This is a genomic window from Streptomyces sp. NPDC059224 (assembly GCF_042754285.1).
GTDB lineage: Bacteria > Actinomycetota > Actinomycetes > Streptomycetales > Streptomycetaceae > Streptomyces.
Window position 1 is genome coordinate 133,332 of sequence record NZ_JBHZAN010000020.1, and the last position, 15,869, is coordinate 149,200.

At 70.9% G+C, this 15,869-nt stretch carries 14 protein-coding genes; 10 read left to right on the forward strand and 4 right to left on the reverse strand.

Annotation, left to right across the window (positions count from 1 at the left end; all coding sequences use genetic code 11):
* The first annotated feature begins 416 nt into the window (after nt 1-416).
* From ACFXI4_RS23320 to ACFXI4_RS23330, 3 genes are all read left to right on the forward strand, one after another.
* Complete coding sequence (locus ACFXI4_RS23320; protein ID WP_384994070.1) at nt 417-1,199, forward strand: aldo/keto reductase; 783 nt, start codon at nt 417-419, stop codon at nt 1,197-1,199.
* Nucleotides 1,200-1,283: 84 nt separating this feature from the next.
* Nucleotides 1,284-2,303, forward strand: coding sequence for an aldo/keto reductase (locus tag ACFXI4_RS23325; protein ID WP_362731249.1), 1,020 nt, complete (start codon nt 1,284-1,286; stop codon nt 2,301-2,303).
* Complete coding sequence (locus ACFXI4_RS23330) at nt 2,300-2,713, forward strand: SRPBCC family protein (RefSeq protein WP_362731251.1); 414 nt, start codon at nt 2,300-2,302, stop codon at nt 2,711-2,713. The genes ACFXI4_RS23325 and ACFXI4_RS23330 overlap by 4 nt, the downstream gene beginning before the upstream one ends.
* 84 nt (nt 2,714-2,797) lie before the next feature.
* On the opposite strand, the gene ACFXI4_RS23335 is transcribed toward ACFXI4_RS23330, so the two are convergent.
* From ACFXI4_RS23335 to ACFXI4_RS23345, 3 genes are all read right to left on the reverse strand, one after another.
* On the reverse strand, nt 2,798-3,385 hold the full coding sequence (locus ACFXI4_RS23335) for a hypothetical protein (RefSeq protein ID WP_384993958.1): 588 nt from the start codon (nt 3,383-3,385) through the stop codon (nt 2,798-2,800).
* A 42-nt stretch (nt 3,386-3,427) separates the two neighbouring features.
* Nucleotides 3,428-5,287 (reverse strand): AAA family ATPase, encoded by a 1,860-nt coding sequence (locus ACFXI4_RS23340; protein ID WP_384993961.1) that lies wholly within the window; start codon nt 5,285-5,287, stop codon nt 3,428-3,430.
* A 428-nt stretch (nt 5,288-5,715) separates the two neighbouring features.
* Nucleotides 5,716-6,405 carry a uridine kinase gene (locus ACFXI4_RS23345; protein ID WP_384993963.1) on the reverse strand — a complete coding sequence of 230 codons (690 nt, stop codon included), beginning with the start codon at nt 6,403-6,405 and terminating at the stop codon, nt 5,716-5,718.
* A gap of 205 nt (nt 6,406-6,610) precedes the next feature.
* Here ACFXI4_RS23345 and ACFXI4_RS23350 point away from each other — a divergent pair, with 205 nt between their 5' ends.
* From ACFXI4_RS23350 to ACFXI4_RS23370, 5 genes are all read left to right on the forward strand, one after another.
* Nucleotides 6,611-7,561 (forward strand): hypothetical protein, encoded by a 951-nt coding sequence (locus ACFXI4_RS23350; RefSeq protein WP_384993965.1) that lies wholly within the window; start codon nt 6,611-6,613, stop codon nt 7,559-7,561.
* Nucleotides 7,562-7,651: 90 nt separating this feature from the next.
* Nucleotides 7,652-9,106: an amino acid permease gene (locus ACFXI4_RS23355; RefSeq protein ID WP_384994072.1), complete on the forward strand. Its 1,455-nt coding sequence runs from the start codon at nt 7,652-7,654 to the stop codon at nt 9,104-9,106.
* 165 nt (nt 9,107-9,271) lie between these two features.
* On the forward strand, nt 9,272-10,651 hold the full coding sequence (locus ACFXI4_RS23360) for a peptidase C39 family protein (protein ID WP_384993968.1): 1,380 nt from the start codon (nt 9,272-9,274) through the stop codon (nt 10,649-10,651).
* A 96-nt stretch (nt 10,652-10,747) separates the two neighbouring features.
* Complete coding sequence (locus ACFXI4_RS23365) at nt 10,748-10,888, forward strand: SCO1431 family membrane protein (RefSeq protein ID WP_362721993.1); 141 nt, start codon at nt 10,748-10,750, stop codon at nt 10,886-10,888.
* Nucleotides 10,889-10,953: 65 nt separating this feature from the next.
* A complete protein-coding gene (locus tag ACFXI4_RS23370) occupies nt 10,954-11,613 on the forward strand; it encodes a TetR/AcrR family transcriptional regulator (RefSeq protein WP_362722013.1) in 660 nt (219 codons plus the stop codon).
* A 57-nt stretch (nt 11,614-11,670) separates the two neighbouring features.
* Here ACFXI4_RS23370 and ACFXI4_RS23375 read toward each other — a convergent pair whose 3' ends face one another.
* The gene (locus tag ACFXI4_RS23375; protein ID WP_384993971.1) at nt 11,671-12,903 is read right to left on the reverse strand and encodes a glycoside hydrolase family 18 protein; all 1,233 of its coding nucleotides are present in this window, start codon (nt 12,901-12,903) and stop codon (nt 11,671-11,673) included.
* A 330-nt stretch (nt 12,904-13,233) separates the two neighbouring features.
* Between ACFXI4_RS23375 and ACFXI4_RS23380 the strand changes: the two genes are divergently transcribed.
* A complete protein-coding gene (locus ACFXI4_RS23380) occupies nt 13,234-14,406 on the forward strand; it encodes an acyl-CoA dehydrogenase family protein (RefSeq protein WP_384993973.1) in 1,173 nt (390 codons plus the stop codon).
* A gap of 358 nt (nt 14,407-14,764) precedes the next feature.
* The gene (locus ACFXI4_RS23385; RefSeq protein ID WP_384993976.1) at nt 14,765-15,862 is read left to right on the forward strand and encodes a hypothetical protein; all 1,098 of its coding nucleotides are present in this window, start codon (nt 14,765-14,767) and stop codon (nt 15,860-15,862) included.
* Nucleotides 15,863-15,869: the final 7 nt, after the last annotated feature.

The following is a 15,869-nucleotide window of genomic DNA, read 5'->3' on the forward strand; positions in this document are numbered from 1 at the left end:
GCCCCCGGGTGGGGCGCGCCCCCCCCCCCCCCCCCCGCCGGGGCCGGGGGGGCGCGGGTTTTTGGGCGGGGGGGGCGCCCCCCCCCGGACGGCGGGGGCCGGGCCCCGGCCGCCACCCCCGGCTTCCGCGCATGCGCGAGCCCGCACGGACGACCTCCCGCCCGCCCCGTGGCGCGTACGCCGATATGCCGCGTTTGCAATTAACCGGCGTCTGCAACTATTGTGGCCGAGTCTTCGGACCACCGGACGCCCGTCGCCGCGCACCGCTGACCGCGCGCCGACGCCGCACAACACGGACCATCGACTACGTACCCACGGACGATCCCCCCTCGCCCCCGGCGGCCGGCGGGATCGACTAGGACAGGGAGAACTTCGTGACCTCCATCCCCGCCGTCACCCTCAACAACGGCGTCACCATGCCGCAGCTGGGCTTCGGTGTCTTCCAGGTACCCGACGAGGAGACCACGGGCGCCGTCGCCGACGCCCTGCGGGCCGGCTACCGCAGCATCGACACCGCCGCGATCTACGGCAACGAACGCGGCGTGGGCCGGGCGCTCGCCGACTCCGGCATCGCCCGCGACGAGCTGTTCGTCACCACGAAGCTGTGGAACACCGACCAGGGCCACGACACCACGCTCGCCGCCTTCGACGCCTCCCTGGACCGGCTCGGCCTGGACCACGTCGACCTCTACCTCATCCACTGGCCGACCCCGGCCCGCGACCTGTACCTCGACACGTGGCGTGCCCTGGAGAAGCTGTACGCCGACGGGCGCACCCGCGCCATCGGCGTCTCCAACTTCCAGCCCGCACACCTGGAGCGTCTGCTCGACGCCTCCTCCGTCGTCCCGGCCGTGAACCAGGTCGAGCTCCACCCGGGCCTTCAGCAGGCGGAACTGCGCGACTTCCACGCCCGGCACGGCATCGCCACCGAGGCGTGGAGCCCGCTCGCCCAGGGCGCCGTCCTCAAGGACGACGCGGTCACCACCATCGCCGCCGCGCACGGCAAGAGCCCGGCCCAGGTCGTCCTGCGCTGGCATCTGCAGATCGGCAACGTGGTCATCCCCAAGTCGGTCACGCAGACCCGGATCCGCGAGAACCTCGACGTCTTCGACTTCGAGCTCACCGCCGAGGAGACCGACGCGCTCACCGCGCTCGACCGCGGCATGCGCACGGGCCCGGACCCCGACACCCTCAACTAGCCGCCGACCAGGGCCGACGCCCCACCGGCAACGGACACCCCCACTTCGTACCCCCCACGCCGCACAGCAGATTGAGGCACCACCATGAGCATCCGCTCCCTTCTGCCGGGCCGTATCGGCTTCGGCACCGCACCGCTCGGCAACATGTTCCGCGCCATCCCCGACGACGAGGCCGCCGCCACCGTGCAGGCCGCCTGGGACCAGGGCATCCGCTACTTCGACACCGCGCCGCTGTACGGCGCGGGCCTGGCGGAGATCCGGCTCGGCGACGTCCTGGCCGGCAAGCCGCGCGACGAGTACGTCCTGTCGACCAAGGTCGGCCGGGTCATCCTCGACGAGGTCGAGGATCCTGCGAGCCGCCAACTCGGTCAGAAGGGCGCCCTGTTCGAGCACGGCCGCCCCAACAAGATGGTCAACGACTACAGCGCCGACGCGACGCTGCGCTCCGTCGAGGACAGCCTGAAGCGCCTCAGGACGGACCGCCTGGACATCGTCTGGGTGCACGACGTCGCCCAGGACTTCTACGGCGACGACTGGGTCGGCGTGTACGAGAGCGCCCGCACCGGTGCGTTCCGCGCGCTGACCCGGCTGCGCGAGGAAGGCGTCATCAAGGCCTGGGGCCTCGGCGTCAACAAGGTCGAGCCGCTGGAGATCACACTGGACCTGGAGGAACCGCGCCCCGACGCGTTCCTGCTGGCCGGCCGGTACACGCTGCTCGACCACACCCGTGCCCTCCAGCGCCTGCTGCCCGCCGCGGCCGAGAGCGCCGTCGACATCGTGGTCGGCGGCCCCTACAGCTCCGGAATCCTGGCCGGCGGCAGCCACTTCGAGTACGCCGAGGCGCCCGCGCACATCGTGGACAAGGTCGGCCGGATCAAGACCCTCGCGGAACAGCACGGCATCGGCATCAAGGCCGCCGCCCTCCAGTTTGTGCTGGCCCACCCGGCCGTCGCCGCGGCCATCCCCGGCGCGACCCGGCCCAGCCGGATCGCCGAGGACCTCTCCGCGCTCGTCGAACACATCCCGTACGGCTTCTGGAAGGCCCTGCGCGAGCAGAAGATCATCGCGCACGACGCGCCGGTCCCGCTGACGGAGGCCTCGTGAGCGCCGCCCGCGCCACCCTCGACGTCCGGCAGTCCGCCGACCGAGTGTGGCAGCTCATCGGCGGCTTCGGCTCCCTGCCCGACTGGCTGCCGTACATCACGCAGAGCGTGCCGGGCGAGGGCGGACGGCTGCGCACGCTGACGAACGCCGAGGGCGGCGTCATCGTCGAGCGGCTCGAAGCCTTCGACGAGAGGGCCCGCAGCTACACCTACTCCATCGTGCGGGCGCCCTTCCCCGTCACGGGGTACCGCTCCACGCTCCAGGTCCTCGACCGCGGCGACGACGGGTGCCGGGTGGAGTGGTCGGGCACCTTCACCGCGGACGGCGTCACCGACGCCGAGGCGAACGCACTCTTCCAGGGCATCTACCGGGACGGCCTGGACGCCCTGGCGGAGAGGCTCGCCGTCTGACCGGGGGACCGGCGACAGCCGCCGCGAGCGGCCGGGGTCACGGCGATCCCGGCCGCTCGCGGACGCGCACGCTCCTGCCGGGCCTCACCCCGGCGAGCCGGTGCCACCCGGAGGCCGGCGGAGCCGGTGCAGGCAGACGACCGAGGCGAGGACGGTGCGCCGATCCGAGGCGTCCAGGCGGGGGTCCACCTCGACCAGGTACCGCTGCAGCCCGAGCCACGCGTCGACGGTGCTCGCGGTGACCCTGCCGAGGAGCTCCGGCGCCGGACCCCCGTCCGGACCGCTCTGTGTGAGATCCCACTCGGTGGACAGCAGACCCGGCCGCGTGAGGAGGAACCGGCGTCCCCCCTGCGTCCCGAGAGCCAGCCGCCGTGTCCCGGCCGGGCCACGGGCGTCTACGGTGCCGACCTCCCGGTCCGCGGCGTCGGTGAGGCGGAACCGCGCCGGACCGGACTGCTCGATACGGACGACGAACCGGCCGGACGTCGTCGCGAGGACGCCGTACGCGTCGTCGGTGTAGACGACCTGACCAAGCGGGGTCCCCGCAGGGGTGGACACGACCAGGGCGGGCCCCGTGTACCTGCGCCACCACGACCGCTTAGGCTGACCGACCAGGACGGTCTCCGACTCGAACAGACCGTGCTCTCCCGCCGGTCCTTCGTCCCCCGCCACGGCATCCCCCCGACCGAGCCGACCGACCGCCGGACCGGGCCCCTACATCGCGGCCGGATCCTGCGGCCCCCGCCCCGACAGGACCTCCCCGTACGCCTGCATCAGGTCCGGCAGCCGTAAGGTCGCCAGGTCGTCCCGCGTCAGCGCTCCGGGATACACCGACAACCGCAGGTCGCGGTACGCGCAGCTCTTCTCGTACAGGGTCCGCAGGAACCGCCCGTTGCCCAGTTCGTCGATCCACCCCTGGTCGACCACGTGCCCGGCGATCGACCGCAGCTCCTCCAGCGCCTCCTCGTCCCACGCGTCGCCGTTCTCCCCGGCGAGCACCTCGCCGATCGCGGTCAGCTCAAGGGGCCGGTAGGAGGGGAAGTCGACGCGGGTCGTGAAGCGGGAGGAGAGCCCGGGGTTGGCGGCCAGCAGGCGGTCCATGCCCTCCGGATAGCCGGCCAGGATCACCACCAGGTGGTCGCGGTTGTCCTCGGCCCGCTTCAACAGCACCTGCAGGGCCTCGTCGCCGTACGCGTCGCCCTTGCCGTAGCCGGAGTTGGACAGCGAGTACGCCTCGTCCACGAAGAGCACCCCGCCGATCGCGGAGTCGATCAGTTCGTTCGCCTTCACCGCGGTCTGGCCGAGGTACTCGCCCACCAGATCCGCCCGCTGCGCCTCCACCAGGTGGTCGCCGCCCAGCAGCCCCAGCGCGTAGAACACCCGCCCGAGGATCCGGGCGACCGTGGTCTTCCCGGTGCCCGACGGGCCGGAGAAGACGAAGTGGCGTTTCGGCGGCTGCACCGGCAGCCCCTGCCCGGCCCGCAACCGGGCCATGTTCAACTGCGCGGACAGCGCCTTGACCTGCCGTTTCACCGGTTCGAGGCCGACCATCCGCTCCAGCTCGGTGAGCGCCTCCTCGAGTAACGCGGGGTCGGTCGGCCCGGCCGGCAGCGGAGGCGAGGACACGACCTTCTCGCGGACCGCCGGATCGACCACCGACGGCATCGCCCCGGCCGGCGGCTCCGCCTCCCCGAACCGCAGGTCGCGGCCCTCCGTGCCGAAGAGCGGGTCGAGCATGTCCGGCCCGTCCACGACGTCCTGCCCGGCGCCGGTCAGCGTGATCGCCGCGAGGTCGGCGCTGTCGTCGTACCCGTCCCCCTCGGCGATCGCGGCCAGCCGTGCGGAGGTGTCCATGAACGCCGGGTCGACGCGGTGCACGGCCCGGTAGAGGGGGAGCGCGGCGGCGCTGCGCCCGGTGCCCTCGTGCGCGCGGGCCAGCCAGTAGCGCAGCTCCTTGCGCTGCGGCTGCTCGCTGCGGCAGCGCATCAGCGCCGCCGAGAGCAGCGGTTCGGCCTGGCCGTACATTTCGAGGCGGACCCGGGCCATGCCACCGAAGAGCCCGGCCTCGATGCCCAGCATGGAATCGTCGAGGAGCGGATCGGTGTGCCGTACCAGCTGCTCCCAGTCCTTGACCAGATAGGCCCGGCAGGCGTGCAGGAAGCGGACCTGGGGGTCGGCGTCCACGGGCGGCAGCCCGGCGAGGGCCCGGTCGAGCTCCGGGACGTGCCGGCCGTCCAGCCAGTGCGAGGCGTGCGCGAGCAGCAGATCGCGCGGACTCTCCAGGACCGGCTGTACCCACCAGCCGAGCCAGTACCAGGAGTTGAGCGCGCGGCGGTGCCGGGCACGCTGATCGCCGAAGCGGTCCCGGTGGCGGAACATCCTGAGCAGCGCGGTCGTCGTGTCCACGCGCAGCGCGTGCAGCCCGAGCCAGGCGTCGGCCATCCCGGGATCCATCCGTACCGCGGCGCGGAACTCCTCCTCCGCCTGCGGATAGGCGCCCATCGTGTAGGCGTCCACGCCTCGCAGCCAGGCGAGGTCGGCCGGGGCCTCGGGGCCCTGCGTGCCGAAATCCATCACGTCCCCCACAAACCGTGCCCGTGGTTGGCCCCCGGGCTCCCCCCGATGGCCGCCGTTGGTCGAACCGCTGTGCCGCGGACCGGAGTTGCAGGTGCGCGAAGCAGCCGTTCGAAGGTCGCACCGAGGGCATCGTACCTGCGGTTCCACCGCCTGCCGAAGGGTGCCGCACAGGCCGTTTGACGAGGTGGGAGCAGATGGGGCGCACGCGGCTCGGTGACCGAGGGTGAGCGGCGAAGTGCGCACGGCACGCACAAAAGGGGTAAAGGGCAGAACGAAGCCCCCGATCACGGGGGAACAACCGGGGGCTTCGCGTCTGTGCGGCGGCTCCCAAGGGCCGCTCATTGAGAACGTAAGTCCTGTACGGCCCTTGGGTCAAGCCGAGTTGAGGTACTGAGGCAACTTGTTCCGGACGCGTCTTCACAAGTTCAGCACATCGCCGACGGCCCCTCACGGTGGGTGACCGTCTGGTCCGGTCCAACAGTGGTCACAGGCCCCGGAAGTACCTCGTACCCCTTCTGTGACTGTGTCACCAGGAGATCGGAGTACGGCCTCGAGGGGTCTTCGATGAAATGTGCGTGTTCCGCCCTGACCCACTCGGCCCAGAACTCCCGCTGTTCCGTCCCGTCCCGCAGCCTGCCCCGGGTCCAGGACTCCTCCCGCGGCACCTCCATCCACAGCAGGCGCGCCAGGAACGGGCGCAGTGCGCGCCGGCCGGCGCCGACGCCCTCGACGAGGATCACGGGGGCCGGCGGCAGCGGGCGGGGCGGGCCGAAGGCGCGAGCGTGCCAGTCGTAGGGGGTGTAGCGGGCGGTCTCGCCGCGGCCGAGCGGCTCGATCACCTGGGTCAGCAGCCGGCCGGTCCAGGCGAACAGCTCCTCGTGGCTGGCGATGTCGTCGAGGTGGAGCACCGGCGCCCCGCCCAGCGCGGCCGCCAGCCGCCCGGCGAAGGTGGTCTTCCCGGAACCGGCGTGCCCGTCGACGCCGACGAGGCGGACCGGGCCGCAGGAGGGCGGCAGGCCCTGGAGCGAGGAGGCGAGACGGTGAATGACGATTCCCGAGGTGTGCCGAGGTGTGGTGGGGGGTGTCGCGTGCTGTGGGGTGTTTTCCGGAAACATTCTAGTAGTGCGGCGCATAGCGGACGTTCGCGGCCCCATGGAAAGTAGTGGCTTGAACTAATTTCGAGCCGTTCTGTGGCGGCCCCGTCGATATTTCCGACCCGCTGACCGATATGTCGAATTCAGGCGTTCCCGGTGTGGCCGCCGCTGAGTAGGGTGCTTTCTGTGCGACGGCGACGCGTCGAACGGGGACGGACAGGGGAAGATGGCCGCGGAGTTATTCGAGGGGCAGTACGTATGGCATCCGGCGGCCGATGACCGCGTGCTCGCGAGCGTGTGCGTGGATGTGCGCGCCGGGAGATATCGCAGTGCCCGCGAGGCCCTGGCCGAGACGCGCACCGACTTCGCCCTGCGCGCCCATCGTTCCCTGGTCCTGGCCTCCGAGGCGGCCGGCACCGATCTGGTCGAGCGCTGGCTGGCCGAGGAGCCGGGCCCCGAGTCCGCGCTGATGTGGGCCCGGGTGGCGGTGCAGCGGGCGATCCGGGCGGCCGACGCCCGCGACGAGCGCGCCGAGGCGCTGGAGCGGATCGCCCTCGCCGCCTGTGACCGGGCCTCCGCGATGAACCCCGCCGACCCCACCCCCTGGGCCGCCAAGCTGGCCATGGCCCGGCTGCACCGCCCGCACGACCGCGCCCCCAGCGGCCTGCTGACCTCACCGCCCGGCCCGTGGCGGCTGTTCGCGCGCACGCTCGCCCTGGACCCCTGGCACCGCGAGGCCCACCACCGCTTCCTCTCCTTCTTCTTCACCCGCTACGGCGGCTCGGTGAACGCGGCCTGGGACGTCGCCGCCTTCCTCGCCCAGCGGGCCCCCGCCGACTCGGCGATCCGGCTGCTGCCCCTGGTCGCACTGGTCGAGAGCCACAACCCCGGCCAACTCCTCGCCGAGCGGGTGTGGGAGCAGCCGCAGTGGCGTGCCACCGCGCTGTCGATCTACCACAACTGGCTGCCCACCATGGCCGGATACCGCTTCACCCCGGTGCTCGACCAGGCCTACCTCGCGCACGCGCTGGTCATGGCCCAGCGCGAGTTCGAGGCCCGGGCGGTCTTCACGGCCATGGGGCGGTACGCCTCACGGATGCCCTGGAGCGTCTTCGGTGATCCCGCCGAACAGCTCTCCCGGGCCCGCCGCGCCTGCGGCCTGCCCATCCCCTCCTAGAGAGCCCCCCACAGAGAGAAAGGCCGGCACGTGTCAGAACGCACAGCGGACGACCCCGTCACCCTCGACGACGACGCGACCCTGCACGCGATGGGTTATCCGCGGAAACTCACCCGCCGATTCCAGGCGTTCGACAATTTCGCCATCTCCTTCACCATCATCAATATTCTCTCCGGAATCTTCTCGTCCTTCGGATTCGGAATGAACGCGGGCGGTCCCCGCATTCTCGTGTTCGGCTGGATCGGCGTCTGCGTGATGGTGCTGTGCATCGGCGCCGCCATGGCGGAAGTGGCGTCCGCCTATCCCACGAGCGGCGCGCTGTATTTCTCGGCCGGCAAACTCGCCAAACGGCACAAGGGCGCGTGGTCCTGGTACACGGGCTGGCTGAACTTCGTGGGCCAGATCGGTGGGACCGCGGCCACCGGATACGCGGCCGCCACCTTCATCCAGGCCTTCATCGCCCTGCAGTGGTCCTCCTACGCCCCGACCGCCCACCAGACGGTCCTGATCACGGCCCTGATCATCGTGGTCCAGGGGCTCGCCAACACCTACACCGTCCAGCTCGTCGCCGTGCTGAACCGGATTTCCGTGTGGTGGCTGCTGATCGGACTCGTGGTGATCGTGAGCACACTGATCGTGATGCCGGCCGATCACCAGTCGGCGTCCTTCGTGACGCATTTCGTGAACAACACCGGCTTCACCAACGGCCTTTACGGCGGCATGCTCGGCCTGCTCGTCACCAGCTGGACCTTCACCGGCTTCGACGGCAGCTTCCACATGTCCGAGGAAACGGTCCGGGCGACCGTGAACGCCCCGAGGGGGATCATCCGCTCGATCGGCTATTCGGCGATCACGGGCCTCGTCCTGATGCTCGCGCTGGTGTACAGCATCGGCGACTACGACAAGGTGGCGAGCTCTTCCGCGCCGCCCGTCCAGATTCTCATCGACGGACTCGGCATGGGCTGGGCCAAGGCGATGCTGCTCGTGGTCATCGGCGCCATGCTCTTCTGCGGACTCGCCAACCTCACCAGCAACACCCGGCAGATCTTCGCCTTCTCCCGGGACGGCGCCATGCCCGGCTCCCGGCTGTGGCACTCGGTCTCGCCCCGCACCCGCACCCCCGTCAAGGCCGTATGGCTCGCGGTGGCCTGTTCCCTCGCCCTGATCGTGCCGGGATGGTGGTCGCACACCGCGTTCACCGCGATCGTCAGCGTCAACGTCGTCGGGCTGTTCCTCGCCTATGCCGTGCCGGTGTTCCTGCGGCTGCGCCTCGGCGACGAGTTCCGGCCGGGACCGTGGAACCTGGGCCGCTGGAGCAGGCCGGTCGGCTGGCTGGCGGTGATCTGGATCCTGCTGAGCAGCATCCTGTTCATGCTGCCGCAGGCCTCGCCGATCACCGTCGACACCTTCAACTACGCGCCGATCGCCCTGGCCGTCGTACTGATCGTGGCCACGGCCTGGTGGTTCGCCACCGCCCGCCGCCGCTTCCAGGGCCCGGTCAGCTACGGCCGCCCCGACGAGGTCGCCGCGATGGACCTCATCTGACACCGGTGAAGAAGGCCCCGGCGCGGGGCGCCGGGGCCTTTTCAGCGGACGAGACCAATATTGGTGGGCGTGGCATCGCCGGAAGTGCTGGCAGGGGCATGCCCGCTGCTCCATAGTTGGCGCACCGGACCAGCAGCGTCGCGTACACCTGGGGGTCTCCCACCCATGAGCAGAGCCGAACAGCCGTCCCGCAGAACAGTTCTGGCCGCCGCGGCCTCGGTCGCGGCGGCCGCCGTCGCGCAGGGAGTGATCCCGGCGGTCCCCGCGGCCGCGGCGTCGCAGACCGAGACGGAGGACGCCGGCCGGGCCCAGACCCGTCCGGTCGACTACCACGCGTGGACGACCTACAGCGACTGGCGGACCGGCTCCGCCAAGGGCGTGGGGGCGGTCGCGGGCCGCCGCCCCGGCGTGGTGATCCGCACCCCCGCCGGCATCACCTCCTACACCGACCCGCACACCGGCACCACCGGCCAGTGGGAGTACGGCACCTGGACCGGGCCGGTACGCCGGCTCACCGTGCCCGCCACCGAGACCATCGCCTCCTGGAACGCGGACACCCCGGCCGGCACCTGGATCCAGGTCGAACTGCTCGGCACCTACTCCGACGGCACCCCGACCCCCTGGTACGTGATGGGCCGCTGGGCGGCCGGCGACCAGGACATCAAGCGGACCTCGGTGGACGGCCAGACGGACGGCAGGAGCACCGTCTGGACGGACACCTTCGCCATCGACGACGCCGCCACCGGCCTGCGTCTCACCTCCTACCAGCTGCGGCTGACCCTCTACCGCAAGCCCGGCACCAAGCTCACCCCGACCGTCTGGCGGCTCGGCGCCATGGGCTCCGACATCCCGGACCGCTTCACCGTCCCGGCCTCCACCCCGGGGCTGGCCCAGGAACTGAAGGTGCCGCGCTACTCGCAGGAGATCCACAAGGGCCAGTACCCCGAGTACGACAACGGCGGCGAGGCCTGGTGCAGCCCCACCTCCTCGCAGATGATCGTCGAGTACTGGGGCGGCCGGCTCACCCCCGCGCAACTGGCCTGGGTCGACCCGTCGTACGCCGATCCCCAGGTCTGCCACGCGGCCCGCTACACCTACGACTACCAGTACGCGGGCTGCGGCAACTGGCCGTTCAACGCCGCCTACGCGTCGACCTACAAGGACCTTCAGGGCGTGATAACGCGACTCGGCTCGCTCACCGACCTGGAGACGCTGATCGCGGCCGGCATTCCGGCCATAACGTCCCAGTCGTTCCTGGAGAGCGAGCTGACCGGCGCCGGGTACGGCACCTCCGGGCACCTCATGACGGTGATCGGCTTCACCGCGGAGGGTGACGTGATCGCCAACGACCCCTGCTCGGCCGACGACGACGCGGTCCGCCGGGTCTACCCGCGGCGGGAGTTCGAGAACATCTGGTTGAGAACCAAGCGGTACAACGCGAGCGGCAACATCAGCTCCGGCACCGGTGGGGTCTGCTACCTGTACTTCCCGGCCTGCCCGAGCCCGGGCCAGCTCAGGGCGCTCGCGGCGGTGGGCGTGCGCTGACCGGGCGCCACGGCGGCCCTCGGACGGACCGGGGGCCGCTTTCCTGTGACCAAGCTCTCCGCCGCAAATGCCGCAATCGGTGGCAGGGTGGACGGTATGACCGCGCACTCCACCACCGCCGCCCGTGCCCGTACCGGCGGTCCCAGGGACGACGGCCCGAAGGTTCTGGAACACGTCATGGGCTGGACCCTTGTCGTGGTCGTCGCCATGCTGGTGACCCAACTCGGGCTGCTGTGACCTGACCCACTGTCCGACCTGGCATACTGCGGATGTCCCGCAGCCTGCTGAGACCAGGGTCTAAATTGAATATTAGTCAACAACGTGCCGCCGCCCGTCCCCGGGCGCGCGGCACCGAGCGGTCCGTGGCCCGTCGTGCCGAACTCATCGCCATCGGCCGGAAGTTGTTCGCCGACACCTCGTACGACGCGCTCTCCATGGACGACATCGCCAGGCAGGCGCATGTCGCCAAAGGGCTGATCTACTACTACTTCCAGTCCAAGCGCGGTTACTACCTGGCGATCATCCAGGACTCGGTCGCCGACCTGGTCACCTATGCCGCGAGCGGCCTGGAACTGCCCCAGGTGGACCGCGTCCACCGCACCATCGACAGTTACCTGCGCTACGCCGAGTACCACCAGGCCGCGTACCGCACGATCGTCAGCGGTGGCGTCGGCTTCGACACCGAGGTGCACTCCATCCGGGACGGGGTGCGCGAGGCGATGGTCGGGACCATCGCCGAGGGCGCCTACGGGCGCACCGACATCGGTCCGCTCGCCAGGATGGGGCTGCTCTCCTGGCTGTGCAGCGTGGAGGGCGCGACCCTCAACTGGATCGACCACCCCGAACTCTCCCGCGAGACCATGTGCGAGCTGCTGGTCAAGACGCTCGGCGGCACCATGCGTGCCATCGAGGAACTGGACCCCGCCTACCGTGCCCCGGCCCCGGCCCGCCGGGACGCCTGACACGTACAAGGGGCGGAGGTCTCGTGGAACCCCCGCCCCGAGCCCCCGTGACCGGGGTCAGTTGACGGCCTTGACCAGCTCACCGCCCGCTGTGTCGCCGCTCAGCTCCCACAGGAAGGTGCCGCCCAGGCCCTGCTGGTTCTTGTACGTCATCTTGGTCGCGATAGTCGCCGGGGTGTCATAACTCCACCAGTCGCTGCCGCACTTGGCGTACGCCGTGCCGCCCACCGTGCCGGTCGCCGGGCACTTGGTCCTGAGCACCTTGTAGTCCTCGATGCCCGCCTCGTAGGTCCCCGCCGCCGGGCCGGTGGCCGAGCCGCCGGGCGCCGCCTGGGTCACGCCGGTCCAGCCGCGGCCGTAGAAGCCGATGCCGAGCAACAGCTTGGAGGCCGGGATGCCGAGGCCCTTGAGCTTGGCGATGGTCGCCGACGTGGAGAAGTTCGCCTTGGGGATGCCCGAGTAGGAGTTCAGCGGCGAGTGCGGGGCCGTCGGCCCGGTCGCGTCCCAGGCGCCGAAGTAGTCGTACGTCATCGGGTTGTACCAGTCGACGTACTGCGCGGCGCCCGCGTAGTCCGCCGCGTCGATCTTGCCGCCGCTGGTCGCGTCGGCGGTGATCGCGGCCGTGACCAGCGCACTGCTCCCGAACTTCGAGCGCAGCGCCGCCATCAGGTTCTTGAACGCGTCCCGGCCGCTGGTGTCGCAGGTGCTGCCGCAGGCGTTCGGGTACTCCCAGTCGATGTCGATGCCGTCGAAGACACCGGCCCACTTGGAGTTCTTGACCAGGTCGTAGCAGGACTGGGCGAAGGCCGCCGGGTTCCTGGCGGCCTCGCCGAACCCGCTCGACCAGGTCCAGCCGCCGAAGGACCAGAGGATCTTGAGGTTCGGGTGCTTCTTCTTCAGCTTGAGCAGCTGGTTGAAGTTGCCGCGCAGTGGCTGGTCCCAGGTGTCCGCGACCCCGTCCACCGACTCGGCGGCGGTGTGGGCGCGGTCGGTCGCGGCGTACGAGTCGCCCATCGCGCACTTGCCGCCGGTGACATTGCCGAAGGCGTAGTTGATGTGGGTGAGCTTGGCGGCCGAGCCCGAGGTCTCGACGTTCTTGACCAGGTACTTGCGGTCGTAGACGCCCCATTCCGTGAAGTAGCCGACGACCTTCGAGCCGGCCTGCACCTGGGGAGCGGCCGGGGCGGCCGCCGACGCGGTGCCCGCGCCGGCCAGCAGCCCGGCGCCGAGGACGGCGCAACAGGCCGCGGAGAGCAGCGCCCGGAACCGGGAGCGGTGAGAGGTGTGCATCGGGTGTCTCCTCCTGGGGGAGAGGGGAACGCGCGCCGATTGGCATGAACGCGGTAAAGCGTTGGTCATGAACCTTAGGAGGACTAGACCAGTCGGGTCAATGGTTCGTACCAATATCGGGCCGGCCGGATGTTGTCCTGGAATTGGCGAAGTAAGCGGTCGTTAACTGGTGACGGAAGGTCCCTGATCGGGCATACTCACTGCGCAGCCGCTGGTCAGCAGCTTCCGTGACCCGGAACGCCCACCTCGGCCGCACTCGAACGACAGGCGGAGCCGCCCCTACCCGACGGGCTGTGACCGCCGGTGCCCGACAGGGAGGAGACCGACGCCATGTCCGACCGCGACCCGCAGCCGGTGGAGCGTCAACTGCCCACGGAAGAGGCAAGGGACCTGATCTCGCTCGTCCGTGAGATCGCCCAGCGCGAGATCGCGCCCCGGGCGGCCGAGGAGGAGGACGCCGGACGCTTCCCGCGCGAGGTCTTCACCCTGCTCTCCGCGTCAGGACTGCTCGGCCTGCCGTACGACGCCGAGTACGGCGGCGGAGACCAGCCCTACGAGGTCTACCTCCAGGTCCTGGAGGAACTGGCCGCGGCCCGCCTCACCGTCGGCCTCGGCGTCAGCGTGCACACGCTCGCGAGCTATGCGCTCGCCGCCTACGGCACCAAGCAGCAGCAGGTCGAACGCCTGTCCGCGATACTCGGTGGCGGCCTGCTCGGCGCCTACTGTCTGTCGGAGCCGGCCTCCGGCTCCGACGCGGCCTCGCTGCGCACGAAGGCGGTCAGGGACGGTGACGACTGGGTGATCAACGGCACCAAGTCGTGGATCACGCACGGTGGCATCGCCGACTTCTACACGGTCATGGCCCGCACGGGCGGAGAGGGCTCGCACGGGATCACCGCCTTCCTGGTCCCCGGCGACGCCGAGGGCCTGAGCGCCGCGGCGCCCGAGAAGAAGATGGGCATGAAGGGCTCGCCCACCGCCCAGGTGCACTTCGGCGACGTCCGGGTCCCGGACGAGCGGCGGCTCGGCGAGGAGGGCCAGGGCTTCGCCATCGCCCTGTCCGCACTGGACTCCGGCCGGCTCGGCATCGCCGCCTGCGCCATCGGCCTCGCCCAGGCGGCCCTGGACGAGGCGGTCGCCTATGCCACCGGACGGCGGCAGTTCGGCCACCCGATCTCCGACTTCCAGGGCCTGCGTTTCATGATCGCCGACATGGCCACCCAGATCGAGGCCGGCCGGGCCCTCTACCTCGCGGCGGCCCGGCTGCGCGACGCCGGCCGGCCGTTCGCCAAACAGGCCGCCATGGCCAAGCTGCACTGCACCGACACCGCGATGAAGGTGACCACCGACGCGGTCCAGATCCTGGGCGGCTACGGCTACACCGCCGACTTCCCGGCCGAGCGCTACATGCGCGAGGCCAAGGTCCTGCAGATCGTCGAGGGCACCAACCAGATCCAGCGGATGGTCATCGCCCGTCATGTGGCGGGGCCGGAAAGCCGCTGAACTGCCCGCGTGAGACCGTCGGAGCCGCCAGCCTGACCCACTCGGGGTCGTGGCGGCCCGGCAGGGTGCGGCCCCGGTCGGCCCAGGTCCGCATCAGATCACGGTAGATCGGCGGATCCTGCGGTGCGGGCGGCGGAGCCGGGGCCGGTGCCGCGGGCGGGGGTACGAAGATACGGCGCTGACGGCCGAGGGCGGTGTAGGTGGTCGTCATGCCCGGCCAACGCGGGGGTGGCCGCCCTGGTCACCGATCGCCCGAATCGTGCGTGAGTTCGTGGACGTCCGGTCCCGCATCTGGCCACTCCCGAATTTCTGACATACCGTCAGCCGGACCGTCTCCAGCCCTCCGGGGAGGCCCGCCATGGCCGACGACCGTCCCGTACCGCTCGACGAGTACCCGGTGCACCAGGTCCCGCTCTCCATGAAGCACGTCGCCAGCGGGGACCGGAACGCCTACGACCGTTGCATCTTCCACGTCTTCGACCACGACGGCCGCGCCCTGCTCATCCTCGGCCTCGGCGTCTACCCGAACGTCGGAGTGATCGACGCCTACGCCACCCTGCGCACCGGGGACATCCTGCACGCGGTACGCGCCTCGGACGCGCTCGGCGACGACCGGATGCGGCTCGTGGTCGGACCCCTGCGCATCGAGGTCGAGGAGCCGCTCCGGCGCTTCCGTCTGACCTGCGACGACTCGATCTCCTGCGACCTGACCTGGACCGCCGGCTTCCCGGCCCTGTGGGAGCCGCACCACCTGCAACGCCGGGGTGACCGGCTGACGTTGGAGGGGCGCAGGTTCGTGCAGGCCGGGGGAGTGTCCGGGGTGATCCGGGCCGGCGGCGAGGAGTTCCGCGTCGACCCCGCCGGCTGGAGCGGCACCCGGGACCGCAGCTGGGGCGTCCGCCCGATACCGGGGGAGGACGGCGGACGGCTCGCCCAGGAGAACCCGGCCGAGGGGTTCCACTGGATCTGGTGCCCGGTCCGCTTCGAGGACCGCTTCCTGATGGTCATCACCCAGGAGGACGCCGACGGCTACCGCACCCTGAACGACGCCACCCTGGTCCGGCCCGGCCATCGCGACCGCCAACTCGGCTGGCCGCGGTCGGAGATCAGCTACCGCTCCGGCACCCGGCACCCGGAGCGCGCCGTCGTCCACCTCGGCGACCCGCGCAAGCCCCTGGAACTCCAGGTGGAGTTCCTCGCCTCCTCGCCGCTGGCGATCGGTGCCGGCTACCCGCCGGCGGACGACTGGCAGCACGGCACCTGGCAGGGCCGCGCCTGGACGGACCGCCGTACCTACGACATGACCGCACCGCACCCGCGCGCGGCCTACGGAGTCACCGACCACTCCGCACGCTTCCGGCTGGACGGCCGGACCGGCCACGGCATCTTCGAGCACGGCTCGTTCGGCAGGCACGATCCGAGCGGCTTCACCGGCTTCGACTCGGTGGCGCCCTGAGGGAAGA

What these genes read in the sequence shown, in the direction of transcription:
- ACFXI4_RS23375 (WP_384993971.1), bottom strand. Translation starts at nt 12,903, where the DNA reads ATGCACACCTCTCACCGCTCCCGGTTCCGGGCGCTGCTCTCCGCGGCC.
- ACFXI4_RS23380 (WP_384993973.1), top strand. Translation starts at nt 13,234, where the DNA reads ATGTCCGACCGCGACCCGCAGCCGGTGGAGCGTCAACTGCCCACGGAA.
- ACFXI4_RS23325 (WP_362731249.1), top strand. Translation starts at nt 1,284, where the DNA reads ATGAGCATCCGCTCCCTTCTGCCGGGCCGTATCGGCTTCGGCACCGCA.
- ACFXI4_RS23340 (WP_384993961.1), bottom strand. Translation starts at nt 5,287, where the DNA reads ATGGATTTCGGCACGCAGGGCCCCGAGGCCCCGGCCGACCTCGCCTGG.
- ACFXI4_RS23350 (WP_384993965.1), top strand. Translation starts at nt 6,611, where the DNA reads ATGGCCGCGGAGTTATTCGAGGGGCAGTACGTATGGCATCCGGCGGCC.
- ACFXI4_RS23355 (WP_384994072.1), top strand. Translation starts at nt 7,652, where the DNA reads ATGGGTTATCCGCGGAAACTCACCCGCCGATTCCAGGCGTTCGACAAT.
- ACFXI4_RS23320 (WP_384994070.1), top strand. Translation starts at nt 417, where the DNA reads ATGCCGCAGCTGGGCTTCGGTGTCTTCCAGGTACCCGACGAGGAGACC.
- ACFXI4_RS23365 (WP_362721993.1), top strand. Translation starts at nt 10,748, where the DNA reads ATGACCGCGCACTCCACCACCGCCGCCCGTGCCCGTACCGGCGGTCCC.
- ACFXI4_RS23345 (WP_384993963.1), bottom strand. Translation starts at nt 6,405, where the DNA reads ATGTTTCCGGAAAACACCCCACAGCACGCGACACCCCCCACCACACCT.
- ACFXI4_RS23360 (WP_384993968.1), top strand. Translation starts at nt 9,272, where the DNA reads ATGAGCAGAGCCGAACAGCCGTCCCGCAGAACAGTTCTGGCCGCCGCG.
- ACFXI4_RS23385 (WP_384993976.1), top strand. Translation starts at nt 14,765, where the DNA reads ATGGCCGACGACCGTCCCGTACCGCTCGACGAGTACCCGGTGCACCAG.